Raw genomic sequence first — 18,114 nt, forward strand, 5'->3', positions numbered from 1 at the left:
GCGCGCTACCGCGGCGCGCCTCAACGGCGTTCGCCGCCGTCGCCGGTGACGCTGCGCAGCTCGACGACCTCGGCCGGCGCCGCCTTGGACCGCTCGGCCTCCTCCAGCCGGCGCCGGGCGCGCCAGCTCAGCGGCAGGGTCGCCACGTAGATCATCGCCAGCGCCGGCAGCGTGACCCACGGCGCCGTCGCCAGCAGCCCGACCAGCAACGCCACGCCGAGGAACACCGGCAGCACGAGATGGTCGGGGATGCGGCCCTTCTTGAACGAGTAGGCCGGGATGCGGCTGACCATCAGGCCGCCGACGACGACGAGGAACACGCCCACCAGCAGCGGATCGCGGGTCCACGTCCAGGCGAGCTCGGGGCTCAGGCCCAGCATCAGCGGCGCCAGCACGATCAACGCGCCGGCCGGCGCCGGCACGCCGGTGAAGAACGCGCCGGCCCACATCGGCGGCTTCTCGTCGTTCTGCAGGCCGACGTTGAAGCGCGCCAGCCGCATGGCGCTGCAGATCGGGAACAGCAGCGTGGCGAGCCATCCGAAGGTGCCGGCCGAGCCCATCGTCCAGAGGTACAGCACCAGCGCCGGCGCCACGCCGAAGGCGCAGAAATCCGACAGCGAATCGAGCTCGGCGCCGAACCGGCTGGTCGTGTTGAGGCGGCGCGCGACGCGGCCGTCCAGCGCGTCGAGGATGCCGGCGACGATCACCGCGATCGCCGCGGCGCGGAAATCGCCGCCCAGCGCGAAGCGGATCGCCGTCAGTCCCGAGCACAGCGCCGTCAGCGTGATGATGTTCGGCAGCATGCGGTTGAACGACAGGCCGCGCAGCGTGCGGCCGGCGCGGCTCCCGGCCACTCTCCCGTTCCTGGACTCGTCCATGGCCCGCGCCTCCGCAGCCTAGAGTTCGCGCGCCGGTCGGGGCGCGGTGTCCGCGGCGAGCCGGTCGGCCATGACGGTCTCGCCACCGATCATCCGCTGGCCGACCTCGACCAGCGGCGCCACGCCATCGGGAAGGTAGAGGTCGGTGCGGCTGCCGAAGCGGATCAGCCCGTAGCGTTCGCCGGCGCGGACGCGCTGTCCCGGCCGCAGTTCGCAGACGATACGCCGGGCCACCAGGCCGGCGATCTGCACGACCACGGCGCGCGAGCCGTCCGGCAGCAGCAGGCCCACGCCCATGCGCTCGTTCTCGTCGCTGGCCTTGTCGTCGGCGGCGCTGAGGAATTTGCCGGGATGGTAGGCGACGACCTCGATCGTGGCGTCGGCCGGGATGCGGTTGATGTGGACGTCGAACACGCTCAGGAAGACGCTGATCCGCATCATCGGCGCGTCGCCCAGGCCGAGCTCCTTGGGCGGCACCGCCGGCCCGACGCTGCGCACCAGCCCGTCGGCCGGGGCGATGAAAAGTCCCTCGCGCTGCGGCGTCAGCCGCGGCGGGTCGCGGAAGAAGTACACGCACCACAACGTCAGCAGCAGCGCCGGCCAGAACAGAGGCGCGAAGAACAACGCCATGACCAGCGTCACGGCCGCGAAGATGGCGACGAAGCGCCATCCTTCGCGGTGCAGGGGGATCAGGAAGTCTGAGAGCATCTGCTTCCGCCGTCGGCGCCGGGCGCGCGGGTCACGGCGCCTTCGGAATCACGAAGACCTGTCCGGGATAGATCAGGTCGGGATCGCGGATCTGTCCGCGGTTGGCCTCGTAGATCGCGGTGTAGCGCGGCCCGTCGCCCAGCCGCGCGCGGGCGATGTTCCACAGGTTGTCGCCACGGGCGATGGTCACGCTGCCTCCCGACGGTAGATCGACACGCTCGAACGGAACTTCAAGACGCGACGCGACGGTCCCGCCGGGCCCCAGGCGGTCCAGGCGCAGGGCCTGGCGGCCGACCGGCAGCGTCTCCGCCGGCCGCACCTCCCACTTTCCGTCCGCGCCGGCGACCGCCTCGCCCACCGGCTTGTCGCCGAGATAGACGCGCACGGCGGCGCCGGGGGCCGCCTGGCCGGAGATCGTCGCGCGACCCCGGCCGTCGTAGTCGACCGCGCCGAGCACGAGATCGCCGGACCGCGCCAGTGAATCGCGTCCGCCCGGCGCCTGCAGCACCGTGCTCGGCCCGCTGGCGACCGGCGTCGACACCACCAGCGGCGGGGCGGCATCGGCCGCCGGCTTCGGCACGACGATGGCCACGGTGCGGTCCGAGCGCGCGACCTCGGCGCCGTCCTTGCGGATCACCAGGCGCAGCTCGTGCGCGCCCGGCGCCAGCGGCGGGTCGTTGACCAGCGCCACCCACTCGCCGCGCGAATCGATCTCGACCGTGGCGAGCTCCTTGTCGCCATCGAGCACGACCACACGGGCGCCCGGCTCGCCGCGACCGGCGATCACGGCGCGGCCGTCGGGCCCGACGCGCGCGATGTCGAAGCTCGGCGCGAGGACCGGCTTTGGCGCGGTGGTCGGCGGCGTCCCGGCGGGTGCAGTCGTGGCCGGCGCCGACGTCGTCGCAGGTGGTACGGCCGGTGCGGAGGTGGCCGCCGAAGAGGTCGTCGGCGGCGGCCGCATGTCGGCCGACGTCACCTCGGGCGGCTCGGGCGCTGGCGGCGGGAATCCGGCATCGGTCGGCGCCGCGGGCGCTGGCGGCGCGGTCGACGGCGTCGATCCGGCGGCAGCCGGCGCGGCGGCCGCGGGGTCGGTGGCGCCGGGTTGCGGGGCTGACGCCGGCGTGCTCGACGGCTGCGCCGTGGACGCGGTGGACGGGACGCTCGACGACGCCGTCGGCGGTGCGCCGGCTCCGGATGGCGCGGCGGCGCCGGGCGCCGACGATCCCGGCGCCAGCGCGGACGGCGTCGACGCCGGCTTACCCGAATCCGCCGTCGACACCCGGCCGCCGGGCGGCGACTTACCGGCGATCCAACGCGCGACATCCGGCTGACATTGCGTCAGGCCGAACGCGGCCAACGCGAGGACCACGGCGCCGCCGATCCAGAAGACCGCGCGGCCACCCTTCGCGCCGCCGGTCTTCGCGGTCGGGAAATCGCCGTGCGCGCTGGCGGGACTCGCCATCCTGCCAAGCCCCGCGGGGCTCGGCGGATTCGCCCCGTCGCTCGATCCGGCGCCCGGTGGATTCCGCCGGGTCGGGGCGTCGCCTCCGGCCGGACCGGTCGCCGGGCTCACCATCTTCGCCGGCGGCGCGCCGTCGGTCTTCCACACGTCGATCTCGGGCGGCGCCGGCGTGCGCGACACCCGCGTGACGACGGTCGGCGTCTCCCGAGCCGTCGCGCCCGCCGCCGGCGGCGCCGACGCCTGCGTGGCTGATGGCCCGAGACGCGCGGCCAGCGCCTCGACGGCGACCCGGATGGTGCGCTCGTCGGCAATGTCGGGGGGTCCGCCCGGAGGCGGAGATTTGCTGCTCATACCGGTGCCCGGAACCTCTGGACCTTATACGCGCTTCATGGGAACACATCATGGCGGCAAAGCCCCGAGGCGGGAATCGCTTTCGCCGCTTCATCCCCAACCGTGGACCCGGGTTCCGATCCCTCGATGCCTTCCGCCCCTTCCCGAACGCTCAAATCCGTCTGCGTCTTCTGCGGCTCGCGCCCCGGCAACGACCCCGCCTACGCCGTCGAGGCCGCGCGGTTCGGCCGCATGGTGGCCGAGCGCGGCCTGACGCTGGTCTACGGTGGCGGCGGCATCGGCCTGATGGGCGTCGTCGCCCGGGCCGCGCTGTCGGCCGGCGGCAGCGTGGTCGGCGTGATCCCGGACTTCCTGCGCCGGGCCGAGGCCGGCATGGACGGGCTCACCGAGATCGTCGTGGTCGAGACCATGCACGAGCGCAAGATGGCGATGTCGGAGCGCTCCGACGCCTTCGTGGTGCTGCCCGGCGGCGTCGGCACGCTGGAGGAGCTGTTCGAGATCCTGTCGTGGCGCACGCTGGGGCTGCACGACAAGCCGATGGTCGTGGTCGACCAGGCCGACTACTGGCAGCCGCTGCAGGATCTGGTCGACCGCATGGTCGACGGCGGCTTCGCCAGCGCGCCGATCCGCGACGGCATGCGCTTCGTCGACACCGTCGACGAGGTCCTGTCGACGCTGGCGGCGATGCCGCGCGGCGCCATCCAGAAGCCGCTCGACCGCACCTGAGCGCCGCTGCCGCGCCACGGCGCGGCGCGGCCGCGCGACCCACCCCCCTTGTCGCGCCGCGGCGGGCGCCCTAAAACCCGCGCGCCGGCGCGTGGGTGGTGGCGCCCCGCCGAATCCGATCCGTCCCACCGCGAAAGGTCGATTTCCATGGCGAAGATCAAGGTCAAGAACCCCGTCGTCGAGATGGACGGCGACGAGATGACCCGCATCATCTGGCAGTTCATCAAGGACAAGCTGATCCTGCCGTACCTCGACATCGACCTGAAGTACTACGACCTCGGCGTCGAGTTCCGCGACAAGACCAACGACCAGGTGACGATCGACTCCGCCAAGGCGACGCAGCAGCACGGCGTCGCGGTGAAGTGCGCGACCATCACGCCGGACGAGGGCCGCGTGAAGGAGTTCAAGCTCAAGGAGATGTGGAAGTCGCCCAACGGCACGATCCGCAACATCATCGGCGGCACCATCTTCCGCGAGCCGATCGTCTGCAAGAACGTGCCGCGCCTGGTGCCGGGCTGGACCAAGCCGATCGTCATCGGCCGTCACGCCTTCGGCGACCAGTACCGCGCCACCGACTTCCTCGTGCCCGGCAAGGGCAAGCTCACGATCAAGTTCGAGGGCGAGGACGGCAAGGTGATCGAGCACAACGTGTTCGACTTCCCCGGCTCCGGCGTCGCGATGGCGATGTACAACCTCGACGACTCGATCATCGGCTTCGCGCGCAGCTCGTTCAACTACGGCCTGATCCGCGGCTGGCCGGTGTACCTCTCGACCAAGAACACGATCCTCAAGCGCTACGACGGCCGCTTCATGGACCTGTTCCAGAAGGTGTTCGACGAGGAGTTCGCCGACAAGTTCAAGGCCAAGGGCATCGGCTACGAGCACCGCCTGATCGACGACATGGTCGCGTCGGCCCTGAAGTGGGACGGCGCCTTCATCTGGGCGTGCAAGAACTACGACGGCGACGTGCAGAGCGACACCGTGGCCCAGGGCTTCGGCTCGCTCGGCCTCATGACCTCGGTGCTGATGACGCCGGACGGCAAGACGATCGAGGCCGAGGCGGCCCACGGCACCGTCACGCGGCACTACCGCGAGCACCAGAAGGGCAAGCAGACCTCGACCAACCCGATCGCGTCGATCTACGCCTGGACGCAGGGCCTGAAGTACCGCGGCTCGTTCGACGGCACGCCCGACGTGGTGAAGTTCGCCGAGACCCTGGAGAAGGTCTGCGTCGACGCCGTCGAGGGCGGCAAGATGACCAAGGACCTCGCGCTGCTGATCGGCCCCAACGAGCCGTGGCAGACGACCCAGCAGTTCCTCGACACGCTCGACGGCATGCTCAAGGAGCGGATGGCGAAGTGGTAGCCCGCGCCGGTTTTTGATCGGCGGATCGATGGAGGGCCGGGAGCGATCCCGGCCCCTTTTTTCGTGCCCGCCGAGGGCGGCGCGCGGCGTTCGTCTCACCCCTCCAATCCGGGGTGCCGCGAATCGCGATCGGGACATTTGAGTCCCCGGATTCACGGCATCGGAGCGCTCTGCGGACGTCGCCGAAACGGGCGATTCCGATTTTGTATATTGTATTTTGTATACAATATACAAAATCACCCCTTATTCCGTATCGCGGCTCGACAACCCGCGTTCCCAGCGCGAGGGTGTTTTCCAACCGATGTCGGTTCCGGCACCCCTCCGCCGTCTTCCAATGGACGGATGGTCGAGGTCGGGGAGCGCCGACAGGAAACTCCACCACGGCTGGGTCGTCGTCGCGGCGGGCGCGCTGCTGGGCTGCGTCGCCATCGGCGCGATATTCCCGCTGGCGGTGTTCCTGCAGCCCATGTCGGACGCCACCGGCTGGTCGCACACTGGCCTCTCCGGCGCCATGACGCTCGACTTCCTGACGATCGGCGTCGCCACCTTCGCGTGGGGCGCCGCCACCGACCGGTTCGGGCCGCGGCCGGTGGTGCTGACGGGCTCGATCCTGCTGGGACTCGGCCTGGCGCTCGCCAGCCGCGCCACCACGCTGCTCGAGTTCCAGCCCGCCTGCGGCGTGCTGGTCGGGATCGCGGCCGGCGCGATCCTCGCGCCGACCATCGTCATCGTCACGGGCTGGTTCGACAAGCGCCGCGGGCTGGCCGTGTCGCTGGTCTCGGCCGGCATGGGCGCGCCGCCGCGCCATCGCGGCCGGCGCGATCCTCGCGCCGACCATCGTCATCGTCACGGGCTGGTTCGACAAGCGCCGCGGGCTGGCCGTGTCGCTGGTCTCGGCCGGCATGGGCGCGCCGCCGCGCCATCGCGGCCGGCGCGATCCTCGCGCCGACCATCGTCATCGTCACGGGCTGGTTCGACAAGCGCCGCGGGCTGGCCGTGTCGCTGGTCTCCGCCGGCATGGGGGCGGCGCGGCGCCCGCGCCGGGCGCCACCGCCCCCGCCGATCCCCGCCTAGGCGCGGGAGGCGCGCCGCGCTCGCCGCTACTCAGCGTGCCGACGCCGCCATTCCTCCGCTGCCGCACGGCGCATTCCGGGCCGCTCTTCCACGCCGTCAGCTACGCCGTCGCCCACTGCCTCCGGTCCCGCGCGGTCGCGCGCGACTGATCGACGAGGCGCGACGCCGGCAGGTCCGTATGCCGGACGGCATCAGGCCGGGTGCGCCGGCGGCCTTTGACATTCGCGCCGCGATAGCGAGGATCGCGCGGCCAAGCCCTCTCCGCACCAGGAGCCAGACCATGAAGATCGGCGTTTTCTCCACCTTCATGTCGCCTCAGGCGACGCCCGCGATGATCCGCGATTTCGGCCGGCGCGCCGAGGGCATCGGCCTCGACTCGATCTGGATGGGCGAGCACGTGGCGCTGTTCGACAAGAACACCTACGGCTATCCCGGCTCCAAGGACGGCCGCATCCCGGTGCCCGAGGGCGGCGGCATGCTCGACGTGACGGCGACCTTCGGGTTCCTCGCGGCGGCCACCACGAAGCTGCGGCTGGGCACCGGCGTGGCGCTCGTGCCGCAGCGCAACCCGATCTACACCGCCAAGGAGATGTGCACGCTCGACTGGCTGAGCGACGGGCGGATCGATTTCGGCATCGGCGTGGGCTGGAACAAGGAGGAGGTCGAGGCCTGCGGCTATCGCTGGGAGGATCGCGGCACGCGCTGCGATGAGTTCCTGACGGTGATGCGCCGGCTGTGGACCGAGCCGGTGGTCGACTTCAAGGGCAAGTGGGTGAAGTTCGAGACCATGCGAATGGATCCCAAGCCGGTCCAGAAGCCGCACGTGCCGATCATCGTCGGCGGCTACGCCGACGCCGCGTTCCGCCGCGCCGTGCGCTTCGGCGCCGGCTGGTACGGCTTCAACCTCGATCCGGCGCGCACCAAGGGCATGCTGGAGAAGCTCGACGCCGCCTTCGCCAAGGAGGGCCGCAAGCGCGGGCCGGACTACGAGATCATCGTCACGCCGCCGATGACGACGACCGCCGACGCGCTGGCGGAATACGCCGCGCTGGGCGTGCACCGGCTGGTCGTCAACCTCGGCAGCCAGCAGCCCGACCGCGTCGACCGCCGCCTCGGCGAGATCGAGAAGTTCGTGAGGGTGGCGGCGTAGGGGCGGGCGAGCGCGGCGCGCGTCTCGGCGCGCGGCGCTCGCTGGCGCAAGCGAAACTCCGCATCGCTGCGCGCTCGGCGACGACGCGCTGGTCGGCATCGGCCCCACGATCATTGACGGCTTCGTGACCGCCGCGAACCCGATCGTCGCCCCTGTCGCGTATGCCGAGAGATCCGACGCCAGAAGCAAGCAGGCGCCCGCCGGCGCGCGTTCGAGGGAGGGAGAGATGATCGACGCCGCCGGGAACGCGATGAGGATCGTCGAGGCGCTCAAGGCGACCGAGGCGGAATCGGAGTCGACGCGCGCGCTGAGCGCCCGCGCCGTGGCGCTCCTGCACGAAGCGGGGCTGACGCGGTTGGTGAGTCCGGCCGCCTACGGCGGCTACGAGCTGTCGCCGCGCGCGCTCGTCGAAGCCGAGCGGGTCGTCGCGCACGGCAGCACGGCCGCCTCCTGGGTGCTGATGGTGTGCGCCGCCCACACCTTCATCGCCGGCCGCCTGCCGCGTCGCGGCCAGGACGAGATATTCGGCGCCGACCCGGGCATGCTGATCCCGGGCGTGCCGACGCCCCGCGGCACCAGCAGGCGGACGACCGGCGGCTACATCCTCGACGGGCGCTGGCCCTACGCGAGCGGCATCGACCACGGCGACTGGGTGCTGCTCGGCTGCAAGGGCGTGCGCAACGAGCTCGATCAATCCTGCCCGTCGCTGATCGTGGTGATGCCGAAGGCGGACTGCGCCATCGACGACACATGGTTCACGCTCGGCATGCGCGGCACCGGCTCGAAGGACGTCGTGCTCGACAACGTCTTCATACCCGGCCACTACGCGGTGCCGATGGGCGACGCGCAGCTCGGCACCGTCTCCGGCGTGGATATACCGCTCTACCAGCTGCCGATCCGCCCGACCCTCGCCACGATGCTGCTCGGCACGATCGTCGGTATGGCCGAGCGGGGCTTGAAGCTCTTCGTCGAGCAGGCCCGGGGGCGCCGGGACGCGTACACCGGCCTCGAGAAGGCGCAGAGCGCCGGCACGCAGCGGCGCGTCGCGGAAGCGAGCGCGGAGATCGCCTGCGCCTGGGCGCTCACCCAGCGGAGCTGCGATCTCCTCGAGGAGGCGATGCGGCACGACCCGCCCATGCCGACGGCGGCGCGCGCGCAGGTCCGTTGGAACGCCGCCTACGCCACCGAGCTCTGCCGGCGCGCGAGCAACCGGCTGTTCGACGGCGCGGGCGCCGGCGCCGCGCAGGACGACAACGTCATGCAGGCGTTCTTCCGCGACATGAACACCGCGACCCACCATGCCATGCTCGATTTCGACACGAACATCGAGATCCAGGGAAAGAGCCTGCTGGGTGTGGAACTGAACGACGCGATGGTCTGAGCGCGGCGAAGCGCCGGCGCGCCCGCTCGCGGGCGGCGCCTAGCGGCGGCGGCCGGTCATTTTCCGCCGTCGGCCGGACAGGTGCGGATACCGAACGGCACGTAGGCCGGGCACCAGCGGAACACCGCGGTGGCGAGCGGCACCAGCCCGATCAGGCCCCACCATTTCGCGGGCCCGGACACCCAGATGAGCATCCCCAAGAGCCCGACTCCGAGGATGATGCGCAGGACGCGGTCGACGGTCCCGATATTGGTTTGCATGCGGCGGCTCCGATTCCCGAACGAGGGCGATGGTCAGATCGCACGACCCGCGTGATCGGTCGTTGACCGCGATCAATCGACGCCGCGGCCCTCCCCCGGCCCCGAGGGCTATCGCAAACGATTGGGACGCGGCCGCACGGAGCCACGGCCGGCGCCCCCTCACCTGGCCTCGCCACCGATGGCGGCGAGGAACATGAGCGCGCGGGCGCGCCGTCGTCAGACCGCCGCGGCCCGCAGCCGCCCGGCGTAGAAATCCGCCAGCCCGCGCAACGTGGCGGCGCCGTCGCCGAGGAACGAGGAGCCGTGCATCGCCGCGATGGCGCGCGGCGCGAGGTCGGCGAGCCGGCGCGTCGTGGACGGCGCGGTCGGCGTCACGCTGGTGAAGCCGAAGCTCTTCTCGACCGCCAGCGATGGATCGAGGATGTCGCCACCGGTGGTCGCGGCGGGATCGCCGGCCTGGGTGAACAGGTCGCTCGGGAACAGCGTCGCCGTCGTCTCCTCGAACACCACGCCCGCGTCCCAGCCGTGCGGCAGGTGCGGCGTCGCCAGCCAGCGCACCACCTTGCCGCCGAGGTCGAGGCGCTCGTCGTCGACCATCGCGCGCGGCGGCCGCGCCGCCCACTCGTTGAGCCAGATGTTGCAGCCCAGCCGGCTGTGCATCGCGGTCGCGGCCGGCGCCGCCGCCAGCCATTCGTTGAGCGCCCCGCATTCGTCGCTCTCGATATGGCTGAACCCGATCCAGCGCAGCCGCTCCAGCGGCATGATCCGCGCCACGGCGGCCGACACGCCCGGGAACAGGCTCCGCTGGCCGGTGTGGAACAGCATCGGCTGATCGGCGTCGATCAGGAACTGGTTGAACTGCAGCCCCGCCGGCCCGGCCGTGCCCGGCACGAAGGTCGATAGCCGGTGGATTCCGGCCGCGATCTCGTCGACGCGTGTCTCGTTCGCCATGGCGATGGCCTCCTCGGTTCGCGGGTATCGGAAAAGCATAGCCCGGGTGGCGACGCGCACTTCCCTCTCCCCCGCTTCTTGGCGGAGAGGGACATATGCGTCACCACGCGAGAGGCGTGAACACGCCGGCCGCTCGTGGGGCGGCCCGCCACTCTAGCGGCGGCGCGGGACGGTATCGCCCTTCCACGAGCAGAACGCGGCGGTGACGGTGCCGGCGGCGCGCAGCGCCTGTCCGACGCGGGTGAAATCCTCGGCCGAGATCGCCACCGGCGGCGCCGCGGGCTTGGCCTCCGTGCGCGTCATGCGCAACAGGTCGCCGACGCGGTCCAGCGGCGCCGTCGTGATGCGGCCGCGGCGCGAGGATTCGAGAATCGTCACCCCGACCAGCCGCCCGCGCGAATCGAACGTCGGTCCGCCGCTCAGGCCGCCGAGCGAGCCCTCGAAATCCGGCGACCGTTCGACCTCGACCCAGACATGCCCGGGCTCCGGCGGCAGACCGCGCGCCTTGCGCTCGATGCGCGCCTGGCCGATGTAGCGCGACCACACCTGCGCCGGCTTGCCCTGCGGGAAGCCGACATGGAACGCGTTCTGCCCCACCACGGGCGTCGCGTGCGCGCCGAACGTCACCGCGGGTCCGGTCTCGATGCCGTAGATCACCGCGACGTCGGCGGAGGGATGCAGGCGCACCGACCTGGCCGGCCGCCAGTCGTTGCCGCGCCGCACGAACACCGCCTTGCAGTCGTCGACGACGTGCGCCGCCGTCAACCACACGCCGGCCGGATCGAGCGCGAACGCGGTGCCCAGCCCGTCGGTCTGCCGCGGCCCGTCGGAGTTGACGGTGATGACGTAGTCCTGACCCGTGAGCCCCGGCAGGGGCGGCCGCGTCGATGCGCCGGGCGTCCCGCCGGGGGCAGCCTCGACGCCGGCAGTGGACCCCGGACCCGCGAGCGGCGGCGGCACCGGCATGTTGGCGTCCGGCGGTTGGACCGGCGGTCGTACGCCCGCCGATTCCGGCGGCGGTGGCGGCGGGCGCGGCTGGCTCTGCGACGGGGGCGCCGATGGACGGCGCGCGCCGCTCCGGTCCATCACGGAGTCGAGCGCCACCAGCAACGCGAGGACGACGGCCGCCCAGATGCCGAACCCGCGCAGCATCGCGGCCTCGTCAGATCGGCGTCGCGGAGGGGCGCACGGCGCTCAGCCCGCGATCGCCGCGGCGTTGATCGCCGCGACGCCGAGCTTGGTCGAGGCCACCGCGACGGCCGCCGCCATGTCGCCGCGCTCGATCCGCCGCGACAGGTCCCTGAAGATGCGGTCGACGGCGAAGAACGTCGCGATCTGCACGACCAGGCTGACCACGCCCCAGACGAGGATGTCCGGCACGCTGACGCTGCGCGCCAGGCAGATCGCCAGCGGAACCGCCATGCCGAGGACGGCGGCGCCGAACGCGGTGGCGGCGGCGACGTTGCCCTCGTCGATCAGGCGGGTCTCGTTGTGGCGCGTGATGCGGGTGTAGACCAGCACGCCCAGGATCAGGATCGCGACCGTCGCGCCGAAATGGGTCAGGAACGTCGGCAGCGCCTTCAGCGCGCTGGCCAGCACGGCGTCGAACATCGCTGATGGTCCTCCCGGCGCGCGCGGCCACCGGGCCGCGGGGCACCCTTGCGGCGGCGCCAGCATGACTCTGCCGGGCCGGGCGGATACAGTCCAGTCCGAGGGCGGAAACGACCGAAGAAAGAAGACGCGTGGAACTCTGGATTCCGATCACGGTCGCGGCGGCGCTGTTCCAGTGCGTGCGCACCGCCTTCCAGCAGAAGCTCAAGGCGCTGCTCAGCACCAACGGCGCCAATTTCGTGCGCTACGTCTACGGCGCGCCGGTGTCGATCGCGATGCTGGTCCTGCTGCTGACGGTCGGCGGCCGCGCGCTGCCGGAATGGGACTGGATCTTCGTCGGCTGGGCGGCGCTGGGCGGCGTGGCGCAGATCGTCGCCACCTCGCTGCTGATCTACACCTTCGAGCTGCGCAACTTCGCCGTCGGCACCGCCTACGCCAAGACCGAGACGGTGCAGGTCGCGCTGGTCTCCTCGCTGTTCCTCGCCGAGCCGATCGGCGCGCTGGCCTGGGCCGGCATCGTCATCAGCCTCGTGGGCGTGCTGGTGCTGTCGGTCAAGGGCGACACCAAGGGGCTGCGCAACATCGTCCTGGGCTGGACCCAGAAGGCGGCGCTGGTCGGCATCGCCGCCGGCGCGATCTTCGGCGTCGCGGCGATCTCGATCCGCCAGGGCGCGCTTCACCTGCCCTCGGGCGACTTCATGATCCGCGCGATCTTCACGCTGGCGCTGATGAACACGCTACAGACGCTGATCATGGGCGCCTGGCTGGCGGCGCGCGAGCCGGAGCAGTTCCGCAAAGTGGCCGTGACCTGGCGGTCGTCCGGCGCGGTCGGCCTGCTGAGCGTCGCGGGCTCCGCCGGCTGGGCGATGGCCATGGCGCTGCAGAGCGCCGCCCTGGTCCGGGCGCTGGGCCAGATCGAACTGGTCTTCACCTTCGTCGCCAGCCGCTACATGCTGAACGAGCGCCCGACCATGGGCGAGTTCGTCGGCAGCGTGCTCGTCGTGGCCGGCGTCGTCCTCGTTCTCCTGGGCCGGTAGGGACAATGGCAGACGCTCTCCAAGGAATCCGGGTCGTCGATTTCACCACCACGATCGCCGGTCCGCACTGCACCCGGCTGATGGCCGATCTCGGCGCCGAGGTGATCAAGATCGAGGCCGCCGACGGCGACATGATGCGTACGCGCCCGCCGCTGCGGTCCGGCGCCAGCGGCATGTTCGCCCACCTCAACGCCGGTAAGAAGAGCGTGGCGCTCGACCTCAAGAACCCGGCGGCCGTGGCCGCCGTGCGCAGGTTGATCGCCACGGCGGACATGGTGGTCGAGAACTACCGACCGGGCGTCACCAAGCGGCTCGGCCTCGATTACGAATCGCTGAGGAAGATCAAACCCGACCTGATCTACGTCGCGATCTCGGGCTACGGGCAGGACGGTCCGGGCGCCGACCGGCCGGCCTACGCGCCGGTGGTGCACGCCGCCGCCGGCTTCGATGTCGCGCACCTGACCTACCAGGAGGGCCAGCGCACCAAGCCCGACTTCAACGGCATCTTCGTGGCCGATTTCCAGGCCGGCGCCTACGCCTTCGGCGCCGCGATGGCGGCGCTGGTCCAGAGGAAGACCACCGGCGAGGGCCAGTTCGTCGACGTCGCCATGATGGACGGGATGCTGCATCTGCTGATGTCGGAGTTCCAGCGGGCGCAGAACCCGATCGAGGTGTCGTCGCGGCCGATGTTCGGGCCGGTGCTGGCCAAGGACGGCCACATCATCATCGCCACGGCGAGCGAGCGCACCTTCACCGACCTCGTGAAGGCGTCGGGCCGCGTCGACCTGCTGACCGATCCGCGCTTCGAGAAGTACGCCGACCGGCGGCTCAAATGGGCCGAGTTCATGGACGAGATCGAGGCGTGGTCCGGCACAAAGACCATCGCCGAGCTGATCCCGATCCTCGAGGCGCACAGCGTCCCCTGCTCGCCCTACCGCACCGTGAAGGAGGCGATGAGCGACGACCAGGCGCGCCACCGCGGCATCGTCGAGATGGTGCGCGACGCCGGCGGCGAGGTGGGCGTGCCCAACCCGCCGTTCCGCCTCTCCGCGTCGGGCGCGCGCGCGCGCGACTTCACCGCCAGCCTCGGGCAACACACCGCCGAGGTCCTGCGCGCCGCCGGCCTCGACGATTCCGACATCGCCGCGCTGACCGGCGCCAAGGCCTAGGACCACCGACGATGACCGAGCTCGACCCGCGCACGCCCATCCTCGTCGGCTGCGGCCAGATCACCGACACGACGTCCGCGCCGTCCGACGCGCGCTCGCCGTCGGCCTTCGTCGCCGAGGCGGCCGAACTCGCCCTGCGCGACGCCGCCCCCGCGAAAGGCGCGCCGGCGCTGGCCGCGACGCTCGACGCCATCGCGCTGCTGCGCTTCTTCAGCGATTCCAGCCCGCGGTTCGTGTCGCCCTACGGCCGCTCCAGCAACCCGCCGAAGAGCGTGGCCGACCGCATCGGCGCGGCGAACGCGCGCGACCTCTACTACACGGAGGTCGGCGGCAACATGCCGCTCTACCTCGTCCACAAATTCGCCGAGCAGATCGCCCGCGGCGAGCTGCGCGCCGCGATGGTGTGCGGCGGCGAGCTGCTGCGCACGTTCAACGCCGCCCAGCGCGCCAAGCTGACGCTGGACTGGAACGAGGACCCCGGCGGCGCCGAGCCGCTGGAGATCGGCGACAAGCGGCTGGGCTGGAGCCCGGAGGAGGCGCGCCACGGGCTGATGGCGGCGATCCACTTCTATCCGCTGATCGAGAACGCGATCCGCGCCGACCGTGGACGCACGCCGGCGGCGCACCTCGTCGCGATGGGCAAGCTGTTCGCCGGCTTCGCCGCCGTGGCGCGGGACAATCCGCTCGCGACGCGGCGCGAGGGCTACTCGGCGGAGCGGCTGTCGACCGTCGACGCCGACAACCGCTATATCGCCTTCCCCTACCCCCGCCTGATGAACTCCAACGCCTTCGTCGACCAGGCCGCCGCGGTGATCGTCACCTCGGTCGGCCAGGCGCGCGAACTGGGCATCCCCGAGAGCCGCTGGGTGTTCCTGCACGGCTGCGCCGACGGCGCCGACACCTGGGTGGTCAGCGAGCGCGCCGAGCTGCACCGCTCGCCCGCGATCCGCGCCTGCTCGACCACGGCGCTGGACATGGCCGGCCGCAAGCTTGCCGATATGTCGTTCTTCGACCTCTACAGCTGCTTCCCCTCGGCGGTGGAGATCGGCTGCCGCGAGATCGGCCTGGCCGAGGACGACCCGCGCGGCCTGACGGTGACCGGCGGGCTGCCGTTCTTCGGCGGCCCCGGGAACAACTACGTTACCCACTCCATCGCCGCGATGATGGACAAGGTCCGCGCCGCGCCGGGCAAATTCGGCATGGTGACGGGCAACGGCAGCTACGTGACCAAGCATTCGGCGTCGATCCTGTCGACGACCTCGACTCGGGGAGCGTGGACGCGCCCGGATCCGAAAGCCACCCAAGCGGCGCTCGACAAGGTTCCGGTCGTCGCCGTCGACACCGCGCCGGCCGGCGCCGGGCGGATCGAGACCTACGCCGTGGCGTTCGACCGCGACAAGCCGGTGCGCGGCTTCGTCTACGGCCGCCGCGCCGACAACGGCCACCGCTTCGTCGCCAACACGCCGGACGACCCGGCGCTGCTGGCCGACATGGTGGCGCGCGACCAGATCGGCCGCGCCGGCGTGGTCGCCGCCGGCGAGAAGCGCAACGTCTTCACGCCGGCCTAGGGCCCCGCGCACGGAGGAGGAACAGATGGACGCGCCGACGCGCATCAACGTCTCGCTGCGGGACGCGCTCAACGAGACCGAGGAGCGGTTCATCGCCGCCAACCCGCGCAGCCGCGCCCGCCAGGACGAGGCCGCCAAATCCATGCCCGGCGGCAACACCCGCTCGGTGCTGTACTACGCGCCGTTCCCGGTCGCGATCGAGAAGGCGGAGGGCCAGCGGCTGGTCGACATCGACGGCCACGCCTACACCGACCTGCTGGGGGAGTACACCGCCGGGCTCTACGGCCACTCCCACCCCGTCATCATGAAGGCGATCCGCGAGGCGACCGACCGCGGCATCGTGTTCGGCGGTCCGAACCGCGACGAGGTCGAGCTGGCCCGCATGATGTGCGATCGGTTCCCGTCGCTGGACCTCGTGCGGTTCACCAATTCCGGCACCGAGTCGAACCTGATGGCGCTGGTGACGGCGCGCGCCCACACCGGGCGCAGCCACATCATGGTGATGGAGGGCGGCTACCACGGCGGCGTGCTGACCTTCTATCACGGGCCCGATTTCCCGATCAACGCGCCGTTCCCGTTCGTGCTGGCCAAGCTCAACGAGATCGACGCCACCCGGGCGCTGATCCGCGAGAACGCCGGCAAGCTCGCGGCGATCCTGATCGAGCCGATGATGGGCTCCGGCGGCGGCATCGTCGCCGACCCCGCGTTCCTCCAGATGCTCCGGGACGAGGCCACCGCGCACGGCATCGTGCTGATCTTCGACGAGGTGATGACCTCGCGCATGTCGTCCGGCGGCATGCAGAAGCGGCTGGGGATCATCCCGGACATGACGACGTTCGGGAAGTATCTCGGCGGCGGGCTGACGTTCGGCGCGTTCGGCGGCCGCCACGATCTGATGCGCCGCTACGATCCCTCGCAGAAGGACGCCTGGCCGCACGCCGGCACCTTCAACAACAACGTCATGACCATGGCCGCCGGCGTCGCCGGCCTGCGCGACGTGTTCACGGCGGACGCCGCCGACCGGCTCTACGCCAGTGGCGACCGCCTGCGCGAGCGACTGCGCGAGGTCGGCCGACGCCATGACGTACCGCTGCAGGTCAACGGCGCCGGCTCGATCCTGGTGGCGCACTGGCAATCCAAGCCGATCGCCAAGCCGTTCGACACGCAGGACACGCCGGTGGAGGCGCGCGCGCTGTTCCACCTGAACATGCTGGAGCGCGGCTTCTACCTCGCCCGCCGCGGCTTCATGGCGCTGTCGCTGGCGCTGACCGACGCGGACCACGACGCCTTCGTCGCCGCCGTCGACGACTACTGCGGCGCCTACAAGAACGTGCTGGCCGACCTCTGATGGCGCGCCTCTCCCGCCACGATCTGCGCGGCAAGGTCCAGACCGTCACCGGCCCGATCGCGCCGGAGACGCTCGGCCGCACGTTGATGCACGAGCACGTGCTGTGGGACATCCGCCCGCCGGAGGCGCGCGGCGAGAACGACCTCGGCCCGGAGATCACGCTGGAGAACGTCTGGCAGATCAACCACGGCCACGGGATCAAACGCGCCGGGCGCAAGTACATGCTCGACCTCGAGGATGTGGCGACGCGCGAGGTCGAGGCGATGAAGCGCGACGGCGGCGACGCCATCGTCGAGCTGAGCTGCGGCGGGTTGTCGCCGGATCCGAAGGGCCTGCGCCGCATCGCCGAGGGCACCGGCGTCAACGTCGTTATGGGCTGCGGCCACTACGTCGACGCCTACCAGGACCCGCGCAACCACGGGCGCACCGTCGAGGATTTCGCGCAGGAGATGGTCGGACAGGTGCTGGAGGGCGCCTGGGGCACCGACGTGCGCGCGGGCATGATCGGCGAAATCGGCTGCCAGTCGCCATGGACCGACACCGAGAAGCGCGTCATGCGCGGCGCGCTGATCGCGATGGCGGAGACCGGGGCGGCACTCAACGTCCATCCCGGCCGCCACGAGGACCAGCCGCAAGAAGTCGCCGATTTCATCCACGCCGCCGGCCACGACACGACGCGGGTCGTCATCAGCCATATCGACCGCACGATCTTCGACGTCGATAGGCTGCTGCGTCTGGCCGAGACCGGCGTGACCCTGGAGTTCGACCTGTTCGGACAGGAGGCGGCGTACTACGGCCTGTCGGACATAGACATGCCCAACGACGGCACGCGGCTGCGCCTGATCCGGGCGCTGATCGACCACGGCCATCTCGACCGCGTCGTCATCAGCCACGACATCTGCTACATCAGCCGCCTCGGTGTTCGGCGGCCACGGCTACGGCCACATCTTCCGCAACGTCGTGCCGATGATGCTCAAGCGCGGCTACAGCGAGGACGAGGTCGACGCCATCCTGGTCCGCAACCCCCGCCGCCTGCTGACGTTCGCGTAGCGGCGCGGCCGACGCCCTCTCCGCC

At 71.3% G+C, this 18,114-nt stretch carries 16 protein-coding genes and 1 pseudogene; 10 read left to right on the top strand and 7 right to left on the bottom strand.

Annotated elements, in window-relative coordinates:
• Positions 1 to 20: 20 nt before the first annotated feature.
• The 3 genes from pssA to IPK81_00880 are packed head-to-tail and all read right to left on the bottom strand — an operon-like array spanning position 21 to position 2,373.
• Positions 21 to 878: a CDP-diacylglycerol--serine O-phosphatidyltransferase gene (pssA, locus tag IPK81_00870; GenBank protein QQS12870.1), complete on the bottom strand. Its 858-nt coding sequence runs from the start codon at positions 876 to 878 to the stop codon at positions 21 to 23.
• 18 nt (positions 879 to 896) lie between these two features.
• On the bottom strand, positions 897 to 1,586 hold the full coding sequence (locus tag IPK81_00875) for a phosphatidylserine decarboxylase (GenBank protein QQS12871.1): 690 nt from the start codon (positions 1,584 to 1,586) through the stop codon (positions 897 to 899).
• Between the two features lie 31 nt (positions 1,587 to 1,617).
• Entirely contained in the window at positions 1,618 to 2,373 is a 756-nt protein-coding gene (locus IPK81_00880; GenBank protein QQS12872.1) for a LysM peptidoglycan-binding domain-containing protein, read from the bottom strand.
• Positions 2,374 to 2,401: 28 nt separating this feature from the next.
• Between IPK81_00880 and IPK81_00885 the strand changes: the two genes are divergently transcribed.
• From IPK81_00885 to IPK81_00905, 5 genes are all read left to right on the top strand, one after another.
• A complete protein-coding gene (locus IPK81_00885) occupies positions 2,402 to 2,917 on the top strand; it encodes a hypothetical protein (protein QQS12873.1) in 516 nt (171 codons plus the stop codon).
• Positions 2,918 to 3,525: 608 nt separating this feature from the next.
• The gene (locus IPK81_00890; protein ID QQS12874.1) at positions 3,526 to 4,125 is read left to right on the top strand and encodes a TIGR00730 family Rossman fold protein; all 600 of its coding nucleotides are present in this window, start codon (positions 3,526 to 3,528) and stop codon (positions 4,123 to 4,125) included.
• A 147-nt stretch (positions 4,126 to 4,272) separates the two neighbouring features.
• A complete protein-coding gene (locus IPK81_00895) occupies positions 4,273 to 5,490 on the top strand; it encodes an NADP-dependent isocitrate dehydrogenase (protein ID QQS12875.1) in 1,218 nt (405 codons plus the stop codon).
• Positions 5,491 to 5,824: 334 nt separating this feature from the next.
• Positions 5,825 to 7,714: a TIGR03619 family F420-dependent LLM class oxidoreductase gene (locus tag IPK81_00900; GenBank protein ID QQS12876.1), complete on the top strand. Its 1,890-nt coding sequence runs from the start codon at positions 5,825 to 5,827 to the stop codon at positions 7,712 to 7,714.
• 226 nt (positions 7,715 to 7,940) lie between these two features.
• Positions 7,941 to 9,095 carry a hypothetical protein gene (locus IPK81_00905; protein QQS12877.1) on the top strand — a complete coding sequence of 385 codons (1,155 nt, stop codon included), beginning with the start codon at positions 7,941 to 7,943 and terminating at the stop codon, positions 9,093 to 9,095.
• 56 nt (positions 9,096 to 9,151) lie between these two features.
• On the opposite strand, the gene IPK81_00910 is transcribed toward IPK81_00905, so the two are convergent.
• From IPK81_00910 to IPK81_00925, 4 genes are all read right to left on the bottom strand, one after another.
• A complete protein-coding gene (locus IPK81_00910; protein QQS12878.1) occupies positions 9,152 to 9,355 on the bottom strand; it encodes a DUF2892 domain-containing protein in 204 nt (67 codons plus the stop codon).
• A gap of 216 nt (positions 9,356 to 9,571) precedes the next feature.
• Positions 9,572 to 10,306, bottom strand: coding sequence for an MBL fold metallo-hydrolase (locus IPK81_00915; protein QQS12879.1), 735 nt, complete (start codon positions 10,304 to 10,306; stop codon positions 9,572 to 9,574).
• A gap of 153 nt (positions 10,307 to 10,459) precedes the next feature.
• A complete protein-coding gene (locus IPK81_00920; protein ID QQS12880.1) occupies positions 10,460 to 11,458 on the bottom strand; it encodes a trypsin-like peptidase domain-containing protein in 999 nt (332 codons plus the stop codon).
• A gap of 42 nt (positions 11,459 to 11,500) precedes the next feature.
• The gene (locus IPK81_00925) at positions 11,501 to 11,917 is read right to left on the bottom strand and encodes a DUF350 domain-containing protein (protein QQS12881.1); all 417 of its coding nucleotides are present in this window, start codon (positions 11,915 to 11,917) and stop codon (positions 11,501 to 11,503) included.
• A gap of 131 nt (positions 11,918 to 12,048) precedes the next feature.
• On the opposite strand from IPK81_00925, the gene IPK81_00930 reads away from it, so the two are divergent.
• The 5 genes and pseudogenes from IPK81_00930 to IPK81_00950 all read left to right on the top strand — a co-directional run bounded on the left by IPK81_00930 (position 12,049) and on the right by IPK81_00950 (position 18,089).
• On the top strand, positions 12,049 to 12,954 hold the full coding sequence (locus IPK81_00930) for an EamA family transporter (GenBank protein QQS12882.1): 906 nt from the start codon (positions 12,049 to 12,051) through the stop codon (positions 12,952 to 12,954).
• A gap of 5 nt (positions 12,955 to 12,959) precedes the next feature.
• Positions 12,960 to 14,123, top strand: coding sequence for a CoA transferase (locus tag IPK81_00935; GenBank protein ID QQS12883.1), 1,164 nt, complete (start codon positions 12,960 to 12,962; stop codon positions 14,121 to 14,123).
• A gap of 11 nt (positions 14,124 to 14,134) precedes the next feature.
• Positions 14,135 to 15,691, top strand: a complete 1,557-nt coding sequence (locus IPK81_00940) for an acetyl-CoA acetyltransferase (protein QQS12884.1) — start codon at positions 14,135 to 14,137, stop codon at positions 15,689 to 15,691.
• 25 nt (positions 15,692 to 15,716) lie between these two features.
• Complete coding sequence (locus IPK81_00945) at positions 15,717 to 17,039, top strand: aminotransferase class III-fold pyridoxal phosphate-dependent enzyme (GenBank protein QQS12885.1); 1,323 nt, start codon at positions 15,717 to 15,719, stop codon at positions 17,037 to 17,039.
• Positions 17,039 to 18,089 (top strand): annotated as a pseudogene (locus tag IPK81_00950) (aryldialkylphosphatase). The gene IPK81_00945 and the pseudogene IPK81_00950 overlap by 1 nt, the downstream one beginning before the upstream one ends.
• Positions 18,090 to 18,114: the final 25 nt, after the last annotated feature.

The sequence above is a fragment of the Rhodospirillales bacterium genome, from assembly GCA_016699855.1.
Classification (GTDB): domain Bacteria; phylum Pseudomonadota; class Alphaproteobacteria; order Reyranellales; family Reyranellaceae.